At 70.4% G+C, this 25,002-nt stretch carries 22 protein-coding genes and 4 tRNA genes; 11 read left to right on the plus strand and 15 right to left on the minus strand.

The features are described 5' to 3' along the window. From ACH5AC_RS26980 to ACH5AC_RS27000, 5 genes are all read right to left on the minus strand, one after another. Positions 1-72 (minus strand) — tRNA-Gln (locus ACH5AC_RS26980). Between the two features lie 20 nt (positions 73-92). Beyond that, positions 93-165: transfer RNA gene (locus tag ACH5AC_RS26985), tRNA-Glu, on the minus strand. A gap of 30 nt (positions 166-195) precedes the next feature. Then, positions 196-268, minus strand: a tRNA-Glu gene (locus ACH5AC_RS26990). Between the two features lie 37 nt (positions 269-305). Further along, positions 306-377 (minus strand) — tRNA-Gln (locus ACH5AC_RS26995). 92 nt (positions 378-469) lie between these two features. Then, positions 470-1,201 carry an HAD family hydrolase gene (locus ACH5AC_RS27000; RefSeq protein ID WP_398864756.1) on the minus strand — a complete coding sequence of 244 codons (732 nt, stop codon included), beginning with the start codon at positions 1,199-1,201 and terminating at the stop codon, positions 470-472. 37 nt (positions 1,202-1,238) lie between these two features. Between ACH5AC_RS27000 and ACH5AC_RS27005 the strand changes: the two genes are divergently transcribed. Continuing rightward, complete coding sequence (locus ACH5AC_RS27005; protein ID WP_398864757.1) at positions 1,239-1,523, plus strand: hypothetical protein; 285 nt, start codon at positions 1,239-1,241, stop codon at positions 1,521-1,523. Between the two features lie 61 nt (positions 1,524-1,584). Here ACH5AC_RS27005 and gltX read toward each other — a convergent pair whose 3' ends face one another. From gltX to ACH5AC_RS27020, 3 genes are all read right to left on the minus strand, one after another. Further along, positions 1,585-3,069 (minus strand): glutamate--tRNA ligase, encoded by a 1,485-nt coding sequence (gene gltX, locus ACH5AC_RS27010; protein WP_398864758.1) that lies wholly within the window; start codon positions 3,067-3,069, stop codon positions 1,585-1,587. Beyond that, positions 3,053-3,829 carry a fumarylacetoacetate hydrolase family protein gene (locus ACH5AC_RS27015; protein ID WP_398864759.1) on the minus strand — a complete coding sequence of 259 codons (777 nt, stop codon included), beginning with the start codon at positions 3,827-3,829 and terminating at the stop codon, positions 3,053-3,055. Before ACH5AC_RS27015 ends, gltX begins: the two co-directional genes overlap by 17 nt. A 132-nt stretch (positions 3,830-3,961) precedes the next feature. Continuing rightward, positions 3,962-4,147: a hypothetical protein gene (locus ACH5AC_RS27020; protein WP_398864760.1), complete on the minus strand. Its 186-nt coding sequence runs from the start codon at positions 4,145-4,147 to the stop codon at positions 3,962-3,964. Between the two features lie 607 nt (positions 4,148-4,754). Here ACH5AC_RS27020 and ACH5AC_RS27025 point away from each other — a divergent pair. From ACH5AC_RS27025 to ACH5AC_RS27060, 8 genes are all read left to right on the plus strand, one after another. After that, positions 4,755-8,624 carry a nitrate- and nitrite sensing domain-containing protein gene (locus ACH5AC_RS27025; RefSeq protein WP_398864761.1) on the plus strand — a complete coding sequence of 1,290 codons (3,870 nt, stop codon included), beginning with the start codon at positions 4,755-4,757 and terminating at the stop codon, positions 8,622-8,624. Positions 8,625-8,633: 9 nt separating this feature from the next. Continuing rightward, positions 8,634-9,047: a roadblock/LC7 domain-containing protein gene (locus tag ACH5AC_RS27030; RefSeq protein WP_003973453.1), complete on the plus strand. Its 414-nt coding sequence runs from the start codon at positions 8,634-8,636 to the stop codon at positions 9,045-9,047. Positions 9,048-9,157: 110 nt separating this feature from the next. After that, positions 9,158-9,556: a DUF742 domain-containing protein gene (locus ACH5AC_RS27035; RefSeq protein WP_009190816.1), complete on the plus strand. Its 399-nt coding sequence runs from the start codon at positions 9,158-9,160 to the stop codon at positions 9,554-9,556. Further along, entirely contained in the window at positions 9,537-10,112 is a 576-nt protein-coding gene (locus ACH5AC_RS27040) for an ATP/GTP-binding protein (RefSeq protein ID WP_137308836.1), read from the plus strand. The genes ACH5AC_RS27035 and ACH5AC_RS27040 overlap by 20 nt, the downstream gene beginning before the upstream one ends. A gap of 377 nt (positions 10,113-10,489) precedes the next feature. After that, entirely contained in the window at positions 10,490-13,726 is a 3,237-nt protein-coding gene (locus ACH5AC_RS27045; protein ID WP_398864762.1) for a nitrate- and nitrite sensing domain-containing protein, read from the plus strand. Positions 13,727-13,736: 10 nt separating this feature from the next. Further along, positions 13,737-14,150 (plus strand): roadblock/LC7 domain-containing protein, encoded by a 414-nt coding sequence (locus tag ACH5AC_RS27050; RefSeq protein WP_004983065.1) that lies wholly within the window; start codon positions 13,737-13,739, stop codon positions 14,148-14,150. Between the two features lie 97 nt (positions 14,151-14,247). After that, a complete protein-coding gene (locus ACH5AC_RS27055) occupies positions 14,248-14,826 on the plus strand; it encodes a DUF742 domain-containing protein (protein ID WP_398864763.1) in 579 nt (192 codons plus the stop codon). Then, on the plus strand, positions 14,807-15,388 hold the full coding sequence (locus tag ACH5AC_RS27060; protein WP_026243582.1) for an ATP/GTP-binding protein: 582 nt from the start codon (positions 14,807-14,809) through the stop codon (positions 15,386-15,388). Before ACH5AC_RS27055 ends, ACH5AC_RS27060 begins: the two co-directional genes overlap by 20 nt. Before the next feature lie 138 nt (positions 15,389-15,526). On the opposite strand, the gene ACH5AC_RS27065 is transcribed toward ACH5AC_RS27060, so the two are convergent. Further along, a complete protein-coding gene (locus ACH5AC_RS27065) occupies positions 15,527-15,718 on the minus strand; it encodes an acyl-CoA carboxylase subunit epsilon (protein WP_398864764.1) in 192 nt (63 codons plus the stop codon). Between the two features lie 13 nt (positions 15,719-15,731). After that, positions 15,732-17,327, minus strand: coding sequence for an acyl-CoA carboxylase subunit beta (locus ACH5AC_RS27070; RefSeq protein WP_398864765.1), 1,596 nt, complete (start codon positions 17,325-17,327; stop codon positions 15,732-15,734). 315 nt (positions 17,328-17,642) lie between these two features. On the opposite strand from ACH5AC_RS27070, the gene ACH5AC_RS27075 reads away from it, so the two are divergent. Then, on the plus strand, positions 17,643-18,260 hold the full coding sequence (locus ACH5AC_RS27075) for a YceI family protein (RefSeq protein ID WP_398864766.1): 618 nt from the start codon (positions 17,643-17,645) through the stop codon (positions 18,258-18,260). 69 nt (positions 18,261-18,329) lie between these two features. Here ACH5AC_RS27075 and ACH5AC_RS27080 read toward each other — a convergent pair whose 3' ends face one another. Further along, on the minus strand, positions 18,330-18,890 hold the full coding sequence (locus tag ACH5AC_RS27080) for a YdeI family protein (RefSeq protein ID WP_398864767.1): 561 nt from the start codon (positions 18,888-18,890) through the stop codon (positions 18,330-18,332). Positions 18,891-19,072: 182 nt separating this feature from the next. Between ACH5AC_RS27080 and ACH5AC_RS27085 the strand changes: the two genes are divergently transcribed. Further along, positions 19,073-19,855: a S1 family peptidase gene (locus ACH5AC_RS27085; protein ID WP_398864768.1), complete on the plus strand. Its 783-nt coding sequence runs from the start codon at positions 19,073-19,075 to the stop codon at positions 19,853-19,855. A gap of 81 nt (positions 19,856-19,936) precedes the next feature. On the opposite strand, the gene ACH5AC_RS27090 is transcribed toward ACH5AC_RS27085, so the two are convergent. The 4 genes from ACH5AC_RS27090 to ACH5AC_RS27105 form a co-directional block, all read right to left on the minus strand. Continuing rightward, positions 19,937-21,319, minus strand: coding sequence for a hypothetical protein (locus ACH5AC_RS27090; protein WP_398864769.1), 1,383 nt, complete (start codon positions 21,317-21,319; stop codon positions 19,937-19,939). A 93-nt stretch (positions 21,320-21,412) separates the two neighbouring features. Then, a complete protein-coding gene (cimA, locus tag ACH5AC_RS27095; RefSeq protein ID WP_398864770.1) occupies positions 21,413-23,023 on the minus strand; it encodes a citramalate synthase in 1,611 nt (536 codons plus the stop codon). Between the two features lie 296 nt (positions 23,024-23,319). After that, positions 23,320-23,868, minus strand: a complete 549-nt coding sequence (locus ACH5AC_RS27100; protein ID WP_398864842.1) for a TetR/AcrR family transcriptional regulator — start codon at positions 23,866-23,868, stop codon at positions 23,320-23,322. A gap of 19 nt (positions 23,869-23,887) precedes the next feature. Beyond that, on the minus strand, positions 23,888-25,000 hold the full coding sequence (locus tag ACH5AC_RS27105; protein WP_398864771.1) for an agmatine/peptidylarginine deiminase: 1,113 nt from the start codon (positions 24,998-25,000) through the stop codon (positions 23,888-23,890). Positions 25,001-25,002 lie beyond the last annotated feature (2 nt).

Genomic DNA, 25,002 nt, shown 5'->3' on the forward strand with positions numbered 1-25,002 from the left:
CTGGTCTACCTGGACTCGAACCAAGACTAACTGAACCAGAATCAGTCGTGCTGCCAATTACACCATAGACCAATGTGGTTTAGACCAGTCAGTACCCCCGACCGGATTCGAACCGGCGCTACCGCCTTGAGAGGGCGGCGTGCTAGGCCGCTACACAACGGGGGCCCTAGCGATTCCGATCAAGACCGGAACCAGTACCCCCGACCGGATTCGAACCGGCGCTACTGCCTTGAGAGGGCAGCGTGCTAGGCCGCTACACAACGGGGGCTTTGCAGATGCTGTGTTTCATTCAAAGCGTCTGCGAGCTGGCCTACCTGGACTCGAACCAAGACTAACTGAACCAGAATCAGTCGTGCTGCCAATTACACCATAGGCCACTGGAACGCAAGCCCCAGAGGGGATCTTGTTCTAGTTCGCTCCCCCGGGTTTCCGGCCTCTCGGCCCGCTCCCCGGCGGCGCAGAAAGAACATTACCCGAAGGTGGACGGGGCTCCAAAACGGGTATCCGCGCCGAGGATCGCGGGCAGTTCGGAGAGGGTCGTGATCCGGTGCCCTCCGGGCGGTACGCCGGTGCCGACCGGGCCGCCCCGGCGGTCGATCCACACCGACAGCAGACCGGCCTCGGCGGCGCCCCGCCCGTCGATCTCCGGGTGGTCACCGACGTACGCCACCTGGTGCGGGGGCAGGTCCAGCGCCTCGCAGGCCGCGAGGAAGGCGCCTGCCTCGGGCTTGGAGACGCCGAGCTCCGCGGCGCACAGGATGGTCTCGAAGCGGTCGTGGACGTCGAGGACGCGCAGCTTGTGGTCCTGCACGGTGAGGCTGGAGTTGGACAGCACTCCGTGCCGGTGACTGGCGGCGAGGGCGTCCAGGACCGGCAGGACGTCCGGGAAGAGGCTCCAGGCGGCCTCGTAATGGCCGATGTACCGGTGAAACCAGTCGTCGGCCTCGTCGTCGCTCAGGGAGGCGTCCAGGAAGACCCGGACCCGGTCCCTGCGCTGTCCCTCGAAGCTGGTCTCCCCCGCCGCGAACCGCTCCCACTGCCGGTCGGTGACCTCCCGCCAGTGGTCGAGGGCCTCCTCGGCGGTTCCGTACCGGTCGAGCATCCCCTCGGCGACGAGATGCGCCCGCATCCCCTCACGGTCCGCTGTCGTGTAGTCGAAGAGGGTGTCGTCCACGTCCCAGACCACGGCTCGGATGCTCATGTCCCCGACGGTATCGCGGGGCTGGCACACTGAGGGCATGACCGAGTACCGAGTCCAGTTCACCGTCGAGGCCCGCGCGGCCTACGACGGCCTGCCCGGCGAGCGTCGAGCCCAGTTGGACAGGGCGGTGCGGATACTGGCGCGTGATCCGTTCCGCAAGAACGCGACCGCACAGCTCGGCCCGGACGAGCACCTGCGCAAGGCGTACGTGGCCCCTGGCGTCATGCTGGAGTACATGGTCGCGGGGGCGATCATGGTCGTCGTCGTCCTGGAGATCTTCGACGAGTTCGCGTATCTGATCGACGAGGCCGACGCGGGCTGAGTCGGACGCGAAGGGGCGGCACCCGGGAATCCCGGGTGCCGCCCCTTCGCGTCTGCGGGCGTTACGCGGTCAGCTTCGCCAGTGCCGCGTCGATGCGGGTCAGGGCCTTCTCCTTGCCCAGGACCTCCAGGGACTCGAAGAGGGGCAGGCCGACCGTGCGGCCGGTGACGGCCACGCGGACCGGGGCCTGGGCCTTGCCGAGCTTGAGGCCGTGGGCCTCGCCGGCGGCCAGGACGGCCTCCTTCAGGGACTCGGGGGACGTCCAGTCGGCCGCGTCCAGCTTCTCGCGGGCCGTGCGCAGGAGCGCGTCGCTGCCCTCCTTCATCGCCTTCGCCCAGCTCGCCTCGTCGAAGACGGGCTCCGGCAGGAACAGGAAGTCGACGTTGTCGGTGATCTCCGACAGAACCTTCAGGCGGGTCTGCGCGTGCGGGGCGATCGCCTGCCACCGGGCCTCGTCGAAGTCCTCCGGCGCCCACGGGGCGAACGGCGCCTTCAGCCACGGGCGGCAGCGCTCCGTGAAGTCCTTCACATCGAGCAGCCGGATGTGGTCGCCGTTGATCGCCTCGCACTTCTTCAGGTCGAAGCGGGCCGGGTTGGGGTTGACGTCCTTGACGTCGAAGGCCGCGACCATCTCGTCCATCGTGAAGATGTCCTGGTCGGCCGAGAGCGACCAGCCGAGGAGGGAGAGGTAGTTGAGCAGGCCCTCGGGCAGGAAGCCCTGCTCGCGGTAGAGGTTCAGCGACGACTGCGGGTCGCGCTTGGAGAGCTTCTTGTTGCCCTCGCCCATGACGTAGGGGAGGTGGCCGAACTCGGGGACGCGCTTCGCGATGCCCAGTTCGATCAGCGCCTTGTACAGGGCGATCTGCCGCGGGGTGGAGGAGAGCAGGTCCTCGCCGCGCAGGACGTGGGTGATCTCCATCAGGGCGTCGTCGACCGGGTTCACCAGCGTGTAGAGCGGGGCGCCGTTGGCGCGGACGATGCCGTAGTCCGGGACGTTCTCCGGGGTGAACGTCAGCTCGCCGCGGACCAGGTCCGTGAAGGTGATCGTCTCGTCGGGCATGCGGAAGCGGACGATCGGGGTGCGGCCCGCCGCTTGGTACTCGGCGACCTGCTGGGCGCTCAGGTCGCGGCAGTGGCCGTCGTAGCCGGACGGCTTGCCGGCGGCGCGGGCGGCCTCGCGGCGGGTGTCCAGCTCCTCCTGGGAGCAGTAGCAGTAGTAGGCGTGGCCCGCGTCGAGGAGTTTCTGGGCGACGTCCTTGTAGAGGTCCATGCGCTGCGACTGGCGGTACGGCGCGTGCGGGCCGCCGACCTCCGGGCCCTCGTCCCAGTCGAAGCCGAGCCAGCGCATCGAGTCGAGCAGCTGCTCGTAGGACTCCTCGGAGTCGCGGGCCGCGTCGGTGTCCTCGATGCGGAAGACCAGGGTGCCCTGGTGGTGGCGCGCGAAGGCCCAGTTGAACAGGGCGGTGCGGACCAGGCCCACATGCGGATTACCGGTGGGCGAGGGGCAGAAACGTACGCGTACGGGTGCGCTAGCCACGCTTGACAACCTTGTTGGTGAGAGTGCCGATGCCTTCGATGGTGACGGCGACCTCGTCGCCGACAGCCAGGGGGCCGACCCCAGCCGGGGTGCCCGTGAGGATCACGTCGCCGGGGAGCAGCGTCATGGCCTCGGTGATGTTGACGATGAGGTCCTCGATGGAGTGGATCATCTCGCTGGTCCGGCCGAGCTGGCGCTGCTGGCCGTTGACCGTGAGCTGGATGGTGAGGTCCGAGGGGTCCAGGTCGGTCTCCACCCAGGGGCCGAGCGGGCAGGCGGTGTCGAAGCCCTTGGCCCGCGCCCACTGCTTCTCGCGCTTCTGCACATCGCGCGCGGTGACGTCGTTGGCGCAGGTGTAGCCGAGGATCACGTCCTTGACGCGCTCGCGCGGGACCTCACGGCACATACGGCCGATGACGACGGCGAGTTCCGCCTCGTGGTGCAGGTCGGAGGAGAAGGGCGGGTACTGGATGTCGTCGCCGGGGCCGATCACCGAGGTGGACGGCTTGAAGAAGGCGAACGGTGCGTCCGGCACCTCGTGGCCCAGCTCGCGCGCGTGCTCGGCGTAGTTGCGGCCGAAGGCCACGACCTTGTTGGGCAGCACGGGCGGGAGCAGCCGGACCTTGCTCAGCGGCACCTTCGTACCGGAGAGCTCGTGTTCCGCGAACGGGATGCCCTTGATGATGTCGAGGACGAGCTCGTCCGGCTTGTCGCCCTCGACCGCGCCGAAGGCGACGTTCCCGTCGATGGAGAACCTGGCGATGCGCACGGGTTGGTTGGCCCCTTGACTGAGCTGGCTGGAGTCTGACGCTCCAGGCTAACGCGGAAGGGCGCCCCCGGACGGGGACGCCCTTGACATCCGTGGCGGGCTCGCCTGAACATGCGGCGGCCCCGGCGCGTACTACTGCGCGGCGGCACCCACGGGGAGCTCCATCAGGACGGTGCGGCGCGGGTTGGCGGTCTGGGCGGGCAGGTCGACGGAGTGCTCCGGCTGCTGCGGGGTCTGCAGGGCGTCGGCGTCCTCCAGATGGGCCAGCGTGGTGCGCCGCGGGTTGGCGATCTTGTGGAACATCGTCGTCGTCTTCACTGTTGTGGTGACCTGTTCGTCTCGGGGCCGGCGGAAAGGATCGGCGGAAAGCTTGGGCCGACAGAGGCTTGGATCGGCAGAAGCTTCCTTTTTGTAAAGCGTCAGGCTAGACAGCCGATTCCCCGCGGGAAGGCACGGGGTGCCATCCCGGCCGTGTGAGTTTGCTCACGAATCCGCGCTCAAACCGGTCAATTCAGGCCCGCACTCGAACGTCATGAAACGGACATTCGCCCCCTGAAGCAGCCATTCCGCTCCTGATCATGTCGACTGGGACACCCCCCACCCCTCGGCGATACGCCCCGGTCTGACCGTTATCGGGGAGATCACTTTCTACATCCGGTGACCCGGCCCTCACGCGCTGTCACGGATGTCACAACCTGACCAACCAGCCTTGTTGGAGATCCTGCACTGTGCTGGAATTCCACGGACCGCCGCGGGATCGACCGGCGCGCAAGGGCGCTCAGCAGCGCCGAGTGGCGGCGAGAAGGGGGAAGCCAGCGCCGGTCACTCACGACTACCGGGGGGCGTATTCAGGGCGCCCCTCAAGACGCCGACACCGTCTTTCCGTTCACCCGGAAGGGCGCCTGGTCCAGAGGTTGCGACGCTAGTGCAGGGACGTTTCAAGAGGGATGGCAGCGCTTCGGCGGAGCCGGAGCCGCACGGCGGGACTGGCCCGATAGCCGGCAGCTCCTCGCCCCAGCACGCCCAGAACCAGGGCCAGTCCGGCGACGGCACGGAGCGCTCCGCGCGCCCCGGCGCGCACGCCTCCCAGCCCGCGGGCTCCAACCCCGCGACACCCACGATCAAACCGGCCAAGGGCGCGGGCGACCCCGGCCCGCGCGTGGCCCTGCGCAACTGGCGCATCTCCACGCGTCTGGTGGCGCTGCTGACGCTGCCCGTGGTCGCGGCCACCACGCTGGGCGCGGTCCGTATCGACCAGTCCATGGACGACATCGAGCAGCTCGACAACATGAAGCTGCTGACGGCCATGACCAAGCAGGCCACCGAGCTCGCCGCCAAGCTCCAGGAGGAGCGCGACGAGTCCGCCGGTGTGCTGGCACACGGCGCGCGCGTGGCGGACATCCAGGGCCAGCGGGACGCGACCGACCGGGCCCTGCGGAACTTCGTCGACTCCTCCGAGGAGATCGACTCCTCCAGCAAGAACGGCAACCTCCAGGGCGTCCGCGACAACCTCGTCGGCCTCGTCAGCGACCTCGGCACACTCGCCAAGATCCGCAAGTCCGCGTACACCTCCGAGGGCAACGCCATGCAGACGGTGGAGGGATACCACCGTCTGATCAGCCGGCTGATCGACCTCTCGCAGGACATGGCGGAGGCCACCTCCAACCCCCAGATGATCCAGCGCACGCGCGCCCTGGCGGCCTTCTCGTCCGCCAAGGAGTACGCGTCGATGCAGCGCGCGATCCTCGCCGCGGCCCTGCCCGCCAGCAACACCCAGTTCGGCAGTCTCTCCGACAACGACCGGACGTACGGCGAGATGGCCCTGGAGAGCGAGGAGTCCCAGACGGCCATCTTCCGCAGCATCTACGGCGACGAGGGCGCCGAGGACATGCTGCGGGTGATCGAGCAGGGCAACACCACGATCCAGCAGGCCGACACCTACGCCACCCGCGCCTTCGCCTCCAAGAGCGGTCTGCAGTCGCTCGAGAAGCGCTCCTACCGTGACTGGCTGGACGCCAGCACCACCAAGATCCGCCAGATGGCCAACATCGAGCGGACGCTGCTGGAGCAGATGGAGCAGAAGGCCCGCGAGCTGCGTGCCGAGTCCGAGCGCGACGCGATCATCTCCGGTGCGCTGATCCTGCTGGTCCTCGGTATCTCGCTGGTCGGCGCGTTCGTCGTGGCCCGGTCCATGATCCGCTCGCTGCGCCGACTGCAGGAGACCGCCACCACGGTCGCCCAGGAACGCCTGCCCGAACTGGTCAAGCAGCTGTCCGAGTCCGACCCGCAGGACGTCGACACGTCCGTGGAGTCGGTCGGTGTGCACTCCCGGGACGAGATCGGCCAGGTGGCCGCGGCCTTCGACGACGTGCACCGCGAGGCGGTCCGCCTCGCCGCCGAGCAGGCCCTGCTGCGGGGCAACGTCAACGCGATGTTCACCAACCTCTCGCGCCGCTCCCAGGGTCTGATCCAGCGCCAGCTGTCGCTGATCTCCGAACTGGAGTCCCGCGAGGCCGACCCGGACCAGCTGTCCTCGCTGTTCAAGCTCGACCACCTCGCGACGCGCATGCGCCGTAACGGTGAGAACCTCCTCGTCCTCGCGGGTGAGGAGCCCGGCCGCCGCTGGACCCGCCCGGTCCCGCTGGTCGACGTGCTCCGCGCCGCCGCGTCCGAGGTGGAGCAGTACGAGCGCATCGAGCTGGCCTCCGTACCGACCACCGAAGTGGCCGGCCGCGTGGTCAACGACCTCGTGCACCTGCTCGCCGAGCTGCTGGAGAACGCCACCTCGTTCTCCTCCCCGCAGACCAAGGTCAAGGTCACCGGTCACGCCCTGCCCGACGGCCGGGTGCTGATCGAGATCCACGACACCGGTATCGGTCTGTCGCCGGAGGACCTCGCGGCGATCAACGAGCGGCTCGCCTCGCCGCCCACCGTGGACGTCTCCGTCTCCCGCCGCATGGGTCTGTTCGTGGTCGGTCGTCTGTCGCAGCGGCACGGCATCCGCATCCAGCTGCGCCCGTCCGACTCCGGTGGTACGACCGCGCTGGTCATGCTGCCCGTCGATGTCGCCCAGGGCGGCAAGAAGCCGCAGCCCAAGCCCGGTCAGGGCGCGGGTGGCTCCGGTGGTCCGGCCGCGGCACAGGCCGCCGCCGGTGCCGCCGCGGCCCGTCGGCAGGGCGGTGCCCTCGGCGGCGCCCCGGGTGCGCTGGGCGGTGGCGGCGGTGGGCGGCTCGGCGCCGGGCAGGGCCCGCGGGCCGCGCTGCCCGGGGTGGGCCAGGACGGTCGTCCGGGTGCGCCGGGCGGTGCGCGCGGGCCTCAGCAGGGCCGGACTCCGGCCGGTGCCGGCGCCGGTGCCTTCGGTCAGGCGCCGGGCGCTCCGCAGGGCCTGCAGTCCGCGGGCAACGGTGGCTTCGACGGCCAGGGCCGGGACGCCTTCGGTGGTGCCTCCCGTGGTCAGGTCCCGTCGCCGCGCGCGGGTGACGACGCGGAGCAGGGCGGTGGCCGCCGTGGCCGCAGGCCGCAGCTGTCCGGTCGCGGCGGTCCGCGTGCCGAACTGCCCGGGGGCTCCCCGCAGCCGCGGGTGACCGGCTGGGGCGACGAGAACGCCCAGCCGCAGGTGTCGCACACCCCGCTGGACGCCCCGCGCGGCCACGACGAGCCGGATGTCGCCGCCACCTCCCAGATGCCGCGCTTCGACGAGCGCCAGGGCCCCGGCTCCACCGCGGAGATGCCGGTGGTTCCGCGCGTCGACGAACACCAGGTGCCTCCGGCCGACTTCGGCCGCCCCGGTGCGAACGGCTCCCAGAACACGGGCCAGTTCGCCCGCCCGGCGATGCCCGGCCCGCAGGACACCGGCCAGTTCGCGCGTCCTGGCACGACGGGTCCGCAGGACACCGGCCAGTTCGCGCGTCCCGGCACCACCGGCCCGCAGGACACCGGCCAGTTCCCGAGTCCGGGTGTCAACGGGCACCACGACACGGGTCAGTTCCCGGCGCCCGCGCAGCAGCAGGACGGCTCGTACGTCCGCTCCGACGTCTTCGGCACCCCGGGCGGACAGCCCGCGGGTCCGGGCCGGTTCGCTCCGCAGGCGTACGACAACGGCTCCACCGGCCAGTTCGCCGCCCCCGGCCAGGACGGCTCCAGCACCGGTCAGCACGCGCTGCCCGGTCGCCAGGACCCGGCGTCGACGGGGCAGTTCGAGCGGCCCCAGGGCGGCAACTACGGCATGCCGCCGCGGTCCGCGCGTCCCGAGCCCGACGACAGGGGCGCCGCGCAGCGGCCCGATGAGGGGCGGGGGCCGGGTGACGGGTGGGCACTGCCGCCGGCCCCCGGTCCGGGCGACGGCCGCACGCCGCTCTACGACAACCTGGAGACCAACTGGTTCCACGGCGGTCCGCAGGGCCAGCAGGGCGGTTCCGCCCCGGCCGCGCGGCAGCCGCAGGCTCCGGCGGCTCCCCAGGCGCCCGCTCCGCAGCCCTCCGGTCCCCAGCGGTCGGGCAACGCCGCCTGGCGTACCTCGCCCAACGACGAGCTGGTCCGTCAGGCCGAGCGCGTCCGGCAGCCGGCCGCGGGCGGCGTCACCACCTCCGGCCTGCCGCGCCGGGTGCCCCGGGCGAACCTCGTCCCGGGCACGGCTCAGCAGCAACAGCACCAAGCCGGTCCGCAGGTCTCGCGTGCGCCTGACGACGTACGCGGGCGGCTGACCAATCTCCGTCGGGGCATCGCCCAGGGTCGTCAGGCCGGTACCGGCCCCGGCCAGACGGGCAGTTTCCCCACTCACCAGCAGGAGCGTTAGTTGAGCCAGATGAGCCAGGCGGCACAGAACCTGAACTGGTTGATCACGAACTTCGTGGACAACACCCCGGGGGTGTCCCACACCGTCGTGGTGTCCGCTGACGGTCTCCTGCTTGCGATGTCCGAGGGCTTCCCGCGCGACCGCGCGGACCAGCTCGCGGCGGTCGCGTCGGGCCTGACCTCGCTGACGGCGGGCGCCTCCCGGATCTTCGAGGGCGGCAACGTCGCGCAGACGGTCGTGGAGATGGAGCGGGGATTCCTGTTCCTCATGTCCGTCTCCGACGGCTCGTCGCTCGCGGTTCTCGCCCACCCGGAGTGCGACATCGGCCTCGTCGGCTACGAGATGGCGCTGCTGGTCGACCGCGCGGGAGCCGTGCTCACGCCCGACCTGCGCGCCGAACTCCAAGGCAGTCTGCTTCACTGACCGTTCGGTTCCAACCCGCCTCACCACATCACCGTCAGGCCGCCACAATCCCCCCATCGGCCCCGTCAGACGGCACGACTGACCGACTTGCTGTCCCGTCCGGAGGATTCATGACCCCGCCCACCGCCCATCATGATCCGTACGCCGAGCCGTACGGGGACGAGGGCGACCAGCCGCTGGTGCGTCCCTATGCGATGACCGGTGGCCGGACCCGGCCGCGCTATCAACTCGCCATCGAGGCGCTGATCAGCACGACGGCCGACCCGGCAGCGCTCATGGGGCTCCTTCCCGAGCACCAGCGCATCTGTCACCTGTGCCGTGAGGTCAAGTCGGTGGCCGAGGTGTCGGCACTGCTTGCCATGCCGCTCGGTGTGGCCCGGATCCTGGTCGCCGACCTGGCGGAGGCCGGCCTGGTCGCCATCCACCAGCCGGGTGGCGATGAGAACAACGGCGGCGCACCGGATGTGACGCTGCTCGAAAGGGTGCTCAGTGGACTTCGCAAGCTCTGACGGGGGCCGGGCTACCACCTCCGCGAAGATCGTGGTGGCGGGTGGCTTCGGCGTGGGCAAGACCACGTTCGTGGGTGCCGTCTCGGAGATCAACCCGCTGCGCACGGAGGCCGTCATGACGTCCGCTTCGGCGGGCATCGACGACCTCACCCACACCGGGGACAAGACGACCACCACGGTCGCGATGGACTTCGGCCGTATCACCCTGGACCAGGACCTGATCCTCTACCTGTTCGGCACGCCCGGCCAGGACCGCTTCTGGTTCATGTGGGACGACCTGGTACGCGGCGCGATCGGCGCGGTGGTCCTCGTGGACACCCGGCGCCTCGCCGACTGCTTCCCCGCGGTCGACTACTTCGAGAACAGCGGACTGCCGTTCGTCATCGCCCTCAACGGCTTCGACGGGCAGCAGCCCTACAACCCCGACGAGGTGCGGGAAGCGCTGCAGATCGGGCCCGACACCCCGATCATCACGACCGACGCCCGCCACCGCGCGGACGCCAAGAGCGCGTTGATCACGCTGGTCGAGCACGCGCTGATGGCCCGGCTGAGGTAGCGTTCAAGTCAACTTTCGGTTACTGCAGTTGTCGTAGCCGAACTCGGAGCCGGCTGTGGCCTTTGACACGGCCGGCTTCGGTGTTCATAACGTTTCGGCAGAGGAATCGGGTGGTACCGCCACACCGCGCGGTCGGTTGGTGTCGCTGTGCGCACGAAGGCCCCGTCTTTTGGCGGGGCTCGCTCTTTTTGACCGATTTATCTGGGGCTTACATCACTCGCAATCGGCCCATCCCACTGTTTGGAAGAGCGCTGGTTGACGTGCTGGAATGCCTGAACTGCCCAATAGTCAATGACGTACTCATGGTCGATGGCTGATCGGGCTCTGAGACACTGCGGCACGACGAAGGTGCCGACCGCCGAGAGGTTGTTGGTCGAGTGAGGCGAAGCAAGAAAAGTCCCGAGCCGGCGGCCCGGGGCAACTTCACCCCGCCGCCGCGCGGAGCGGCGCCCGCCCCTGTGCCCGGCTCGGAGCCCGCGGCCGCACCCCAGAAGAGCGGCGGCAGGCTCGCCCCGCGCAACTGGCGGGTGCCCACCCGGCTGAACGCGATCCTGCTCATACCCGTGCTGGTCGGCCTCGTCATGGGCGGCTTCCAGGTGAAGAGCTCGATCGACACCTGGCAGGAGGCCGAGGACGCGGAGAAGACCGCGCGCCTGGTGCGGGCCGCCCTCACCTACGCCGACGCCCTGTACCACGAGCGTGACGTCACCGCCGCCCCGCTGCTGAAGGGCAGTGGCGCCGACGACGAGACCGTCAAGACCGCCCGCGACGCCACCGACAAGGCCGCCGACGCCTTCGACGCCGCCGCCCAGGACATGCCGGACAAGGCCGGCCTGGAGCGCCGGCTGCAGTTGTTCCGCGAGGCCGAGCCCAAGCTGCAGACACTGCGCGGCGCCGCCTACACCAACAACCTCAAGGGCGTGCAGACCGAGGAAGGCTACGTCCAGATCTCCCACCCGCTGACCGAGTTCGCCAACGAACTCGGCCTCGGCACCGGCAACGTCACCTCCTACGGCCGTACCGTCTACGCGATCACGCTGACCAAGAGCGCGGTCTCCCTGGAGCGGTCGATCGGCACGCATCTGCTGGTCAACCCGGGTCCCTCCGCGACCGACCTGGCCCAGCAGCGGGTGGCGCTGACCTCGTACGCCTACCTGGAACGCATCGCCATCGAGGAGTACGTCGGCGGTGGCACCGAGGCCGACGCGCAGCGGCTGAAGGACGCCGAGACCGACATCAAGTCCAAGGCGGAGGCCCAGGCCAGGGAGGCCAAGGCCAAGGACCCTGACTATGTCGCCCCGCCGTCCGACCCGAGCGTGATGGTCGCCGGTATGTCCGGCCTGACCAGCACCGACTCCTCCGAGCGGGCCGCGCTCGCCCAGCAGGGCATCACCCCCGAGAACTGGTGGGCGGTCACCAGCCTCAAGTACGACGCGTACCGCCAGATCGAGTCCGACCTGGCCGACACCGCGGTGAACGAGGCGTCCGACATCGCCTCCGAGGCGAAGACCGACGCGATCATCACCGGTGCGGCCGTCGTGGTCGCCCTGCTCGTCGCGTTCATCCTGGCCGGCGCGGTCGCCCGCCAGATGAGCCGCTCGATGCGCCAACTGCGCAACGCCGCCTTCGGCATCGCCGAGCAGCGTCTGCCGATGCTGGTCGACCAGCTCTCGCGCACCGACCCCGGCCGTGTGGACACCCGGGTCGCGCCGATCCCGATCAACACGCGCGACGAGATCGGTGAGGTCGCCCGCGCCTTCGACCAGGTCCACCGCGAGGCCGTCCGGCTCGCCGCCGAGCAGGCCCTGCTGCGCGGCAACATCAACGCGATCTTCACCAACCTGTCGCGCCGCAACCAGTCGCTGATCGAGGGCCAGCTGACCCTGATCACCGACCTGGAGAACAACGAGGCCGACCCGGACCAGCTGGAGAACCTCTTCCGCCTGGACCACCTCGCGACCCGTATGCGCCGCAACGGCGAGAACCTCCTGGTCCTCGCCGGCGAGGAGCCCGGCCGCCGCTGGGACCAGCCGGTCCCGCTGGTCGACGTCCTGCGCGCCGCCTCCTCCGAGGTGGAGCAGTACGAGCGCATCGAGCTCTCCGGCGTCCCCGAGGCCGAGATCCACGGCCGCGCGGTCACCGACCTGGTGCACCTGCTGGCGGAGCTGCTGGAGAACGCGACGACGTTCTCCTCGCCGCAGACCAAGGTCCGGGTCACCGCGACCCGGCTGCCCGACGGCCGCGTCATGATCGAGATCCACGACAAGGGCATCGGCCTCACGGCCGAGGACTTCGCGGACATCAACCACAAGCTGGCCAACCCGCCTACCGTGGACGCCGCGATCTCCCAGCGCATGGGCCTGTTCGTGGTCGGCCGGCTGTCCGACCGGCACGGCATCCGCGTCCAGCTGCGCCCCTCCGGCGAGCAGGCCGGCACCACCTCGCTGGTCATGCTGCCGGACGCCATCACCCACGGCGGTGGCGGCGAGCCGCACACGAACCCCGACGAGTTCACCGTCTCGCAGATCATCCCGGAGCAGCAGTTCCAGGGCGGCGAGAGCTTCAGCCAGCCGATGCGCACGGCGGCCGAACTCGGCTTCGACGACAGCCGCTACGGCGACGTCCCCGACGACCTGCGCGACCTGGACCCCGTGGGCCGCTCGCTGATGCGCGAGGGGCGCCGCGCGGCCCTGGAGTCCCAGACGCACGGCCAGCAGCCGCAGGACCAGCAGACGCCCGCCCAGCCGGACGGCGCAGCGGCGTACGGCGAGAGCTTCGACGACGGACAGTCCGGCTACGACGGTGCGCAGAACGGCTACGACGCCGGCACCACCGGCTATGCGCAGCAGCCCGCGGGCTACACCGAGCAGACGGCGTACGAGGAGCCCCAGCAGCCCGCGTACGAGGAGCAGTACTACGCGCCGAACGGCGGCTACCCGGAAACCGCGTATGCGGAGCCGGGTCAGCCGGAGCAGCCGACGGCCGGCGGGACCGCGCCGGAAAGCTACCCGTCGTACGAGGAGCCGTCCTACCAGGACGACTGGCCGCAGCAGAACGGCTACCAGGGCGGCTACTCGAACGGCTACGCTCCGGGCGGCCCGGAAACGGAATCCGCGCAGGCCGCTGACGCAGGTGAGCGGGACAGCGTAGGCTTCGACCGTCCGGGACCGGCCCCCTCCGCCGGCCACGAGCTGACCGATGCCGGGCTTCCCCGCCGCGGATCCTTCGCGGCGAACGGTTCGAACGGCGCCCAGCGGCCCGTGAGCCAGGAAGAGCCGGCCCCCGCTTCCCAGAGCAACGGCGACAGCAGCTGGCGTTCGGCGAACGACGAGCGCTGGCAGCAGGCCGCGCAGCTGCGGAAGCCCAAGGCGGGCGGGGTCACCTCCTCCGGTCTGCCCCGGCGGGTGCCCAAGGCCAACCTGGTCGAGGGTGCCGCCGAAACCACCCCCCAGGGAGGCCCACAGGTCTCCCGCGCCCCGGAGGACGTCCGGGGCAGGCTGAGCAACCTGCGGCGCGGCGTCCAGCGAGGCCGCAACGCAGGCAGTGAAACGAACGGCCAGGCCACTAGGAATCACCACAGTGGTCCTGACAGCACCTACGACCAGGAGCGTTAGTGTGAGCCCGATGAGCCAGGCGGCACAGAACCTGAACTGGTTGATCACCAACTTCGTGGACAACACCCCGGGGGTGTCCCACACGGTGGTGGTCTCCGCCGACGGACTCCTTCTGGCGATGTCCGAAGGCTTTCCCCGCGACCGGGCCGACCAGCTCGCGGCCGTCGCCTCCGGTCTGACGTCACTGACGGCAGGCGCCTCCCGGATCTTCGAGGGAGGCAGCGTCAACCAGACGGTCGTGGAGATGGAGCGGGGATTCCTGTTCATCATGTCCATCTCCGACGGTTCGTCGCTCGCGGTTCTCGCACACCCGGAGGCCGACATCGGCCTCATCGGGTACGAGATGGCCCTTCTGGTGGACCGTGCCGGTACGGTCCTGACGCCCGACCTTCGTGCGGAGCTCCAAGGGAGCCTTCTCAACTGACAGTCGGACGGTGCGTATTGGCGTCCCGAGGCCGTAGGGTTTCGGGACGCGGCTTCCACAGGGTTGGATGCCAGGCACAGTCGGAGGAGGAGAGAACGTGGCAACACCCCCAGGCGGTTCGTCGGGTAACTGGTCGTACGGTCCTGCCCAGGGCCAGGGCGACGGTTCCGCGAACCCGTACAGCTTCCCCTCCGCACCGAGCCATCGGCAGCCGTACGTGCCCCAGGCCCCGCAGGGTCCCGGGCAGTCGCCGTACGATCAGCCGCAGGCGCCGCGCATCCAGCCCGTGCAGTCGCAGCGCCGCACCCCCGAGCCGACGCCCGCCGGGGCGTCGAACAACCCCCTGGTGCGTCCGTACGCCATGACCGGCGGCCGGACCCGCCCGCGGTACCAGCTCGCCATCGAGGCACTGGTGCACACCACCGCGGCTCCGCACCAGATGCAGGGCCAACTGCCCGAGCATCAGCGGATCTGCAACCTGTGCCGGGAGATCAAGTCGGTGGCCGAAATCTCGGCGTTGCTGACCATCCCCCTCGGCGTGGCCAGGATCCTCGTCGCCGACTTGGCGGAGGCGGGACTGGTCGCCATCCATCAGCCCGGCGGCGACGAGAACGCCGGTGGCCAGCCAGACGTGACACTGCTCGAAAGGGTGCTCAGTGGACTTCGCAAGCTCTAGCGGCGGTCCTTCCCGCTCCACCACCTCCGCGAAGATCGTGGTGGCGGGCGGCTTCGGCGTGGGCAAGACCACGTTCGTCGGCGCCGTCTCGGAGATCAACCCGCTGCGCACAGAGGCCGTCATGACATCCGCTTCGGCGGGCATCGACGACCTCACCCACACCGGGGACAAGACGACCACCACGGTCGCGATGGACTTCGGCCGTATCACCCTGGACCAGGACCTGATCCTCTACCTGTTCGGCACGCCCGGCCAGGACCGCTTCTGGTTCATGTGGGACGACCTGGTACGCGGCGCGATCGGCGCGGTGGTCCTCGTGGACACCCGGCGCCTCGCCGACTGCTTCCCCGCGGTCGACTACTTCGAGAACAGCGGACTGCCGTTCGTCATCGCCCTCAACGGCTTCGACGGGCAGCAGCCCTACAACCCCGACGAGGTGCGGGAAGCGCTGCAGATCGGGCCCGACACCCCGATCATCACGACCGACGCACGGCATCGGGCCGATGCGAAGTCGACTCTTATCACGTTGGTCGAGCATGCGTTGATGGCTCGGTTGCGGTAGGTGTGTGCGGCCACTGGGCTGCCTGCGGCGGTTGTCGGCCGTCTGCGGGCAGTCGGTGGCCGTTCGCGCAGTTCCCCGCGCCCGTGGTCAAGAAAGGGCCCCTCTGTTGAAGAGGGGCCCTTCTTTTCTGCCTCGGGGTCAGCGCCAGCTGTGGGGGGCGCGGAAGCCCGGTTCGCGTTCCAGGCGGCGCCAGCCGGCCTTTGCGCGGGCTCGGTGGGTCGGGGTCTCGGTGGGGCGGGCGGCGGCGCGGGCCAGGAGGATGGCCGTGATGGCGGCCACTTCCTCGGGCTCGGCGTGGCCCTTCTCGACGCGGATGTCAGGCGTGGTCATGTGTCGGTCTCCGTTACTGCGGGGGGTTGCCGTGCTTGCGGGAGGGCAGGTCGGCGTGCTTGGTGTGCAGCATCGCCAGGGACCTGATCAGGACCTCGCGGGTCTCGGCGGGGTCGATCACGTCGTCCACCAGGCCGCGCTCCGCCGCGTAGTACGGGTGCATCAGTTCGGCCTTGTACTCCTTGACCATGCGGGCCCGCATGGCCTCCGGGTCCTCGGCCTCGGCGATCTGGCGGCGGAAGATCACGTTGGCGGCGCCCTCGGCACCCATCACGGCGATCTCGTTCGTCGGCCAGGCGTAGGTGAGGTCCGCGCCGATGGACTGGCTGTCCATGACGATGTAGGCACCTCCGTACGCCTTGCGCAGGATCAGCGAGATCCGCGGCACGGTCGCGTTGCAGTAGGCGTAGAGGAGTTTGGCGCCGTGCCGGATGATTCCACCGTGCTCCTGGTCCACGCCGGGCAGGAAGCCGGGTACGTCCAGAAGAGTGACGATCGGGATGTTGAAGGCATCACACATCTGGACGAAGCGGGCCGCCTTCTCCGACGCCTCGATGTCCAGGACGCCCGCGAGGCTCTGCGGCTGGTTGGCGACGATGCCGACCACCTGGCCGTCCAGGCGGGCCAGCGCGCAGATGATGTTGCGCGCCCAGCGCTCGTGGACCTCCAGGTACTCGCCGTCGTCGACGATCTCCTCGATGACCCGGGCCATGTCGTACGGGCGGTTGCCGTCCGCCGGGACCAGGTCGAGCAGGACGTCGCTGCGGCGGTCGGCCGCGTCCGTGCAGTCCACCCGCGGGGGGTTCTCACGGTTGTTCTGCGGGAGCAGGGAGAGGAGGTACCGCACCTCGGCGATGCAGGTCTCCTCGTCGTCGTAGGCGAAGTGGCAGACGCCGGAGGTCTCCGCGTGGACGTCGGCGCCGCCCAGGCCGTTCTGGGTGATCTCCTCGCCCGTCACCGCCTTGACCACGTCCGGGCCCGTGATGAACATCTGCGAGGTCTCGCGGACCATGAACACGAAGTCCGTCAGGGCGGGGCTGTAGGCCGCGCCGCCCGCGCACGGGCCGAGCATGACCGAGATCTGCGGGATGACGCCGGACGCCTTGGTGTTGCGCTGGAAGATGCCGCCGTAGCCGGCGAGGGCGGAGACGCCCTCCTGGATACGGGCGCCGGCGCCGTCGTTGAGGGACACCAGGGGGGCACCGGCCGCGATGGCCATGTCCATGATCTTGTGGATCTTCGTGGCGTGGGCCTCGCCCAGCGCGCCGCCGAAGATCCGGAAGTCATGGGCGTAGACGAAGACCGTACGACCCTCCACCGTGCCCCAGCCGGTGATGACACCGTCGGTGTACGGCTTCTTGGCCTCCAGGCCGAAGCCGGTCGCGCGGTGCCGGCGCAGCTGCTCGACCTCCTGGAAGGAACCCGGGTCCAGCAGCAGCTCGATCCGCTCCCGGGCCGTCAGCTTGCCCTTGGCGTGCTGCGCCGCGGTGGCCTTCTCGCTGGGGCCGGCCAGCGCCTGCGCGCGGATCTCGTGCAGCTCGGCCACCCGCCCGCGCGCGTCCGTCGGCTCCCCGGTCGGCTCGCCCGTCGTCTCTTCCAAAACGGTCATGTAGTGACCTTACGAAGAGCAGCAAGGAAAGCGAGCCGTCGACTCCGTACAGTCTCCGGCGCGTTTTCCTGGTGCCCCTGAACAGAACCGGACGACCATGCAGGCATTTCGACTGCTCAGAGGGCGCGCTGGTTGTGCAGGTCCAACAAAGAGAGGTTCAGGGACCCGATTCACCCGTCGAGGGTAACCAACCCCAGGGATACCCCGGACTTCGCCCGCCAGATGTTGAACGTTGAACGGAATAGGTCTACAGTCGGTTCCGTTGACATCGTTGAACATTAAACGGAACCACTCCCTCCCCCCAAGGAGCACGCCATGGGCATCTTCGGCCGCAAGGACAGCAGCGACGCCGCGACGACCGCCGCCGCCCCCGCCGCGGTGAACCCGGATCTCGCCGCGCTGACCGGCGAGTACTCGATCGACCCCGCCCACTCCACGATCGGCTTCGTGGCCCGCCACGCGATGGTCACCAACGTCAAGGGCAAGTTCAACGACTTCACCGGTTCGCTGCACCTGGACGGCACCGACCCGGCCGGCTCCACGGCCTCCATCGACGTGAAGATGGACAGCATCGACACCGGGTCCGCCGACCGCGACGGGCACCTGAAGAGCGCGGACTTCTTCAAGATCGAGGAGTTCCCGGTCATGACCTTCCGCTCCACCAAGGCGGAGGCCCTCGGCGGCGACGAGTACCGCATCACCGGCGACCTGACCATCCTCGGTGTCACCAAGCCGCTCACCATCGACCTGGAGTTCAACGGCGCCGCCAAGGACCCGTTCGGCAACGAGCGCGTCGGCTTCGAGGGCAAGGCGGAGATCCTGCGCTCCGAGTGGGGCCTGACCTGGAACGCCGCGCTGGAGACGGGCGGTGTGCTGATCTCCGACAAGATCAAGCTGAACTTCGACATCTCGGCCATCAAGAACGCCGACTGAGTCACGCCCGCGTCGAGCGCGCCCGCCTTCCACACCCCCCGGGAAGGCGGGCGCTCGCGCGTCCGCGGCTCACGCCCCGGAGTCCTCCAACTTCCTTGTGGCGGCGGCCAGTCGAGCCGCACGGCCGGCGGGGGTACGGGCGCGCAGCAGATCGAGCATGACCAGGTAACGGTCCGTCCGGCCCAGCGCCTCGAACGCCGCCCTGGCCCGGGGGCTGCGCTCCAGCGCGGCGGCGAAGTCCTCGGGGAGGGTCGCGTTCCGCTGCGACTCGTACGCCGCGTCCCACCGTCCGTCCGCCTTCGCCGCCTCGACCTCGGCCAGCCCGGCCGGTCGCATCCGCCCCTCGGCGGTCAACTCCGCCACCCGGCGCACGTTCACCATCGACCAGAGGCTGCCAGGGCGTCGGGGGGTGATCCGCTGCAGGAAGTACGAGTCGTCGAGCCTCTTGCGCTGACCGGTGATCCAGCCGTGGCAGAGCGCGACGTCGTTGACCTGCCCCGCGGTGACGGAGGGGACACCCGCACCCTTCTTGGCGACCTTCACCCAGAGGCCGGGGTGCGGGGCGGGGTGCGCGGTCAGCCAGGCGTCGAGGTCCGCGGCGGAGGCGAAGGGGTGGGCATCGGTGGTCATGGGGGTACCGTACGGCGCTTATGGGTCAGCAACTGGCCTGGAGAAAGCCACCTGTTGTGCCTTGTCGGCGTGTTCCGTGGCCGGAATCCCTCCCTTGTGGGGTCGCTCCCGGCGTTCTCATAATCCAACGGACAGGCTTGACATGAGCCTGCCACCCTTCACCCCCCACGGAAGGCATCACGTTGAAGAAGCTCCTCACGGCGCTCAAGAGATGCGTCGCGCTCGGTGCCGTCGTCCTCGGTGTAGCCAGCCTCCAGCCCGTGTCGGCGGCCCAGGCCGCGCCGCAGCCCGTCATCGGCGGCAGCCAGGCCGCGCAGGGCGAGTTCCCGTTCATGGTGCGGCTCTCCATGGGCTGCGGCGGCTCGCTGTACACCCCCCAGATCGTCCTCACCGCCGCGCACTGCGTGGGCTCGACCGGCCGCAACACCAGCATCACCGCGACCGCCGGCGTCGCGGACCTGCAGTCCAGCAGCCGGATCCAGGTCCGCTCGACGTACGTCTACCGCGCCCCCGGCTACAACGGCACCGGCAAGGACTGGGCGCTCATCAAGCTGGCGCAGCCCATCAACCTGCCGACGCTGAAGATCGCCACGACCACGCAGTACAACACCGGCACCTTCACCGTGGCCGGCTGGGGCGCGGCCCGTGAGGGCGGGCCCCAGCAGCGCTACCTGCTCAAGGCCACCGTGCCGTTCGTCGACGACGCCACCTGCCGCAGCTACGGCGGCTACTACAGCGGCCTGGTCGCGAGCGAGGAGATCTGCGCCGGTTACCCGCAGGGCGGTGTCGACACCTGCCAGGGCGACTCGGGCGGGCCCATGTTCCGCCGGGACAACGCCGGTGCGTGGATCCAGGTCGGCATCGTGAGCTGGGGCGACGGCTGCGCCCGGCCGAACGCGCCCGGCGTCTACGCCGAGGTGTCCACCTTCGCCTCCGCGATCGCCTCGGCGGCGTCCACGCTCTGACCTGCTCGTCCCGTACGACAGTTCCTCCCGTACGACGGCACAGGGCCCGGCGCCTCGGCGCGCCGGGCCCTGTGCATGGCGTCAGAAGCCGCCGAAGTCCCCTCCCCCGCCGAAGCCGCCTCCGTCGAAGCCGCCGCCACCGAAGCCGCCGCCGAAGTCGCCGGTGTCGAAGTCGGCGCCCGAGACGTCCCCGCCCTCGTAGCCGGCGGAGCCGAAGTCGCCGTAGCCGGAGCCGTAGTCGGCGGCGTAGGCGGGGGTGGCCATCATGGAGCCGAGCATCGTGCCGATCAGCAGGCCGGGCAGGATGCCGCCGCCGAAGTAGCCGCCGGCCCAGGGGCCGTAGGCGGGGCCGGCCTCCCAGTAGGGGCGGCGGCCGTAGTCGCTGTCGACCTCGCGGATCACCGGGTCGCGGCCGTCGGCCAGCCGGGTCCGGTCGGCGGCGCAGACCGGGACCTCGCGTGGCGCGCCGCCGGGCGGTGACCAGGTGGCGTCGGCGACCGAGGGGCCGTGGCGAGGGTCGAAGAAGCAGGGCGGGCGGCGCTCCGGCAGCGGCGCGTGCTCACGGCGGGCGGCCAGCTGGGCCAGGCTGAAGCGGCCGTCCTCCAGGGCCTGGGTGACGGCGCGGACGTCGTCCGGCCGGGTGGCGGCCGCCATCGCCGACTTGGCCTGGTCGTAGGCGTCCAGCGCACGCTCGTAGTCCGCGCGCATCGCGTCGTCGGCGCCGGCCTCGGCCGGGTGGAAGTCGAGCCGGTCCAGTTCCTCGCCGAAGGCGGTGATGTCCTCGTCGACGACGACCCGCAGCTTCTCCAGCGCGGCCCGCTGCTCCGCCAGATGGCGGTTGCGGTTGCGGCGGACCAGGGCGTACGCGCCCACGCCGCCGGCGGCCAGGACCGCGCCGGTGGTGATCAGGGCGGCGGTGGAGACGCCGGTGCCCTCGGAGGTGTCCCAGGAGAGGGGGGCGACGCCGCCCATGTTGGCCACGGCCCGGTCGGTGAAGTCGTCGAGCTGGGTCGTGGCGTCGGTCTCGCCGCGGACGCTGTCGACGAGGTTGCGCACGGCCGTGTTCGACAGGACCGCGGAGTCGGCGCGGGCGTCGAAGCGGTCGCCGAGCCGGATGGCGTACAGGCCGGTGACACCGGTGGCGGTGCGCAGGTCGGTGAAGAGGTTCTCGGTGGGCTGGTCGGCCGGCAGGACGGCGATGAACAGCGGTTTGTCGGCGTTCTCGATGCGCTCCCGCAGGGCCTGCGCGTCGCCCGGTGACAGCTGGTCCGAGGCGGCGGGGTCGACGTAGACGGGGCTCTCGCGCAGGGCCTCGGCGATGGCGGAGACGCTGGTGGCCGTCGGGGCGGCGGGCGCCGCGGTCGCGGAGGGGGCCGCCGGGAGCAGGGTCAGGGCGGCGAGCGCCAGCGCGACCAGCAGTCCGAAGAAGCCGGCCATGCCCGTGGATCGGGTCGCGACCTTCATATATCGAAGCTACCCGAACATGCCCCAAAGGGGACAATGAGGGCGCGGGAAATCGGGGCCGTCCGCGGCCGGCCCCGACCTCCGCCCGGCCGGCTACTCGGCCGGCTGCACGCCCGCCCGCAGCAGCCCGTAGGTGTACGCGTCCTCCAGGGCCTGCCAGGACGCCGCGATGACGTTCTCGGCGACACCCACCGTGGACCACTCGCCCGCGCCGTCCGTCGTGGAGATCAGGACGCGGGTCGTGGACTGGGTGCCGTGCACGCCCTCCAGTATGCGGACCTTGTAGTCGACCAGGTCGAACTTGGCGAGCTGGGGGTAGATCTTCTCCAGGGCGACGCGCAGGGCGCGGTCGAGGGCGTTGACCGGGCCGTTGCCCTCGGCGGTGGCGACGATGCGCTCGCCCTTGGCCCACAGCTTGACCGTGGCCTCGTTGGCGTGGGTGCCGTCGGGGCGGTCCTCGACGATGGCGCGCCAGGACTCCACCGCGAAGTAGCGCAGGGGGCCGCCCTGGACCTCGGAGCGGAGCAGGAGTTCGAAGGAGGCGTCGGCGGCCTCGTAGGTGTAGCCCTGGAGTTCGCGCTCCTTGACCCGCTCCACGACCCGGCCGACCAGCGCGCGGTCGCCGCCGAGGTCGACGCCGAGCTCCTTGCCCTTGAGCTCCACGGAGGCGCGCCCGGCCATGTCCGACACCAGCATGCGCATGGTGTTGCCGACCAGTTCGGGATCGATGTGCTGGTACAGGTCCGGGTCGACCTTGATGGCGGAGGCGTGCAGACCGGCCTTGTGGGCGAAGGCGGAGACACCGACGTACGGCTGGTGCGTGGAGGGCGTGAGGTTGACGACCTCGGCGATGGCGTGCGAGATGCGGGTCATCTCGCGGAGCCGGCCGTCGGGGAGGACCTTCTTGCCGTACTTCAGTTCCAGGGCGGCGACGACGGGGAAGAGGTTGGCGTTGCCGACGCGCTCGCCGTAGCCGTTCGCCGTGCACTGGACATGGGTGGCACCCGCGTCGACCGCGGCGAGGGTGTTGGCGACCGCGCAGCCGGTGTCGTCCTGGGCGTGGATACCGAGGCGGGCTCCGGTGTCGGTGAGGACCGTGGCGACCACCGCCTGGACCTGCGCCGGGAGCATGCCGCCGTTGGTGTCGCAGAGCACCACGACGTCCGCGCCGGCCTCCGACGCCGTACGGACGACCGCCTTGGCGTACTGGGGGTTGGCGCGGTAGCCGTCGAAGAAGTGCTCGCAGTCGACGAACACGCGGCGGCCCTGGTCGCGCAGGTAGGAGACCGTGTCGCGGATCATCTCCAGGTTCTCGTCGAGCGTGGTGCGCAGGGCCAGCTCGACGTGCCGGTCGTGGGACTTGGCGACCAGTGTGATCACCGGGGCGCCGGACTCCAGGAGCGCCCTGACCTGCGGGTCCTCGGACGCCTTGGCGCCGGCGCGGCGGGTGGCGCCGAAGGCGACGAGCTGGGCGTGGCGGAAGTCGATCTCCTGCTGGGCGCGGGCGAAGAACTCGGTGTCGCGGGGGTTGGCGCCGGGCCAGCCGCCCTCGATGAAGCCCACGCCGAAGTCGTCCAGGTGCCGTGCGATCGCGAGCTTGTCGGCGACGGTGAGGTTGATGCCCTCGCGCTGGGCGCCGTCGCGCAGGGTGGTGTCGAAGACGTGGAACGAGTCGTCGAGCTCGTTGGTTGCCGTCTCGGTCATGGTCTCAAGGCTCCTGAAACTGAGATCTCGGTCTACCGGAATGACCGGCTCCACCATCCCCCATGGTCTCCCTCGCGCTCTCTTCCCGGCTGTGGGTGGGCCAGGAAACAGAAAAACCTCTCGCGGGTGCGAGAGGTCTGCGCGCGGGTCGAGGACAACGGTGTCCGCCCGTACCTGTTCGTACGACGCGGTCACTGCGGACCGGCGCGCCTGCTGCCAATAATCATGGCGAACGAGAGCACGGGGGCAGTCTGGCACAAGGTGTCCCCGCGTTCACCGTCCGTCTCAGGATGCGGTCAGGCGTCTCGCTCCAGCAGCGAGTCGGTGAGGAACTCCCGGACGTGGCCGAGGACCTGTTCGCGGTCCGTGCCGCGCAGGCCGATCGCGACATGGATGGAGAAGCCGTCGAGCAGGGCCCGCACGCGGGAGGCGAAGCGGTCCGGGTCGACCCGGCGGAACTCGCCGCGGGAGATGCCCTCCGCGAGCAGGGCGACCAGGTCGCGGTGCCAAGCGCCCTCGATCGCGGCCTGGCGGTCACGGGCGTCGCCGTCGGCGTTCTGCGAGCGGTTCCAGACCTCCAGCCACAGCGTCCAGTGCGGGTCGCGGTGTCCGTCCGGGACGTACAGGTCGACGTAGGCGTCGAGGCGCTCGCGGGCGGTGGCCTGCCGGGTCAGTACGCGCCCGCGCTCGACACCGAGCCGTCCCTCGCTCCACTCCAGGGTCTGCAGCAGCAGCTCGTCCTTGGACCGGAAGTAGTAGAGCAGATGCCCACTGCTCATCCCGACCTCCCGCCCGAGCCCCGCCATGGTGAGCTTCTCCAGCCCCCGCTCGGCGATCATCGCCATGGCGGCGACGAGCACGTCCTCACGGGGCGGGGCGGGGGTACGGCGACGGGGTGCGTTCACGCGTCTGTTCTACCGGACAGGTCTGACGGACGGGCGCCTTGGGCTGCTGCTGGGTGATGCAGTGGATGCCGCCGCCGCCCGCGAAGATCGTCCGCGCGTCCACCAGGGTCACCGTGCAGTCCGGGAAGAGGCGGCGGAAGATGCCGGCGGCGATCTCGTCGCGGGGGTCGTCGAAGGCGCACAGGACGACGCCGCCGTTGCAGAGGTAGTGGTTGATGTAGGAGTAGTCGGCCCAGTGGCCGTCGGCCTCCAGGACGGTCGGGGCGGGGATCTCCACCACCTCCAGGCGGCGCCCGCGGGCGTCGGTCCGGGCCTTCAGCAGGCCGATGACCTCCTTGGTCACCTCGTGGTCGGGGTGGGCCGGGTCCGGCTGGTGGTGGGCGACGACCACACCCGGGCGGGCGAAGGCGGCGACGATGTCGACATGGCCGAGGGTGCCGAAGCCGTACGGGGGGTAGTCGCCGGTGAGCCCGCGGGGCAGCCAGATCGCCTTGCGGGTGCCGAGCATCGCGTGGATCTCCGTCTCGACCTGCTCGCGGGTCCAGTGCGGGTTGCGCTCCGGGCCGAGCTGGACGGTCTCCGTGAGCAGGACCGTGCCCTCGCCGTCGACGTGGATGGCGCCGCCCTCGTTGACGAGCCGCGAGGCGTACGTCTTCGAGGCTCCCGCGAGGTCCGCGACATACCCGGCGATCTTCGCGTCGTGCTCCCAGCGGGCCCAGTCCTGGGCACCCCAGCCGTTGAACGTCCAGTCCACGGCGGCGAGTTCACCGCCCGCGCCGGTGAGGAAGGTGGGGCCGATGTCGCGCATCCACGCGTCGTCGAGATCGCGTTCGACCGTCTCGATGCCGGGGCCGAGCAGCGCCCGCGCCTCGGCCGACCGGCCCGGCCCGCACACCACCGTCACCGGTTCGAAGCGGCGTACGGCCCGGGCGACCGCGGCCCAGGCGGTGCGGGCGGCGGCGAGGTCCTCGGGGTCGTCGAAGGTGGGGTTGGGGCCCGGCCAGGCCATCCAGGTGCGCTCGTGCGGCGCCCACTCGGCGGGCATGCGGAAGCCGTCGGCGGCAGCAGACATCG

The organism is Streptomyces sp. NPDC018693 (assembly GCF_044391385.1).
In the GTDB taxonomy this organism is placed as follows: Bacteria; Actinomycetota; Actinomycetes; order Streptomycetales; family Streptomycetaceae; genus Streptomyces.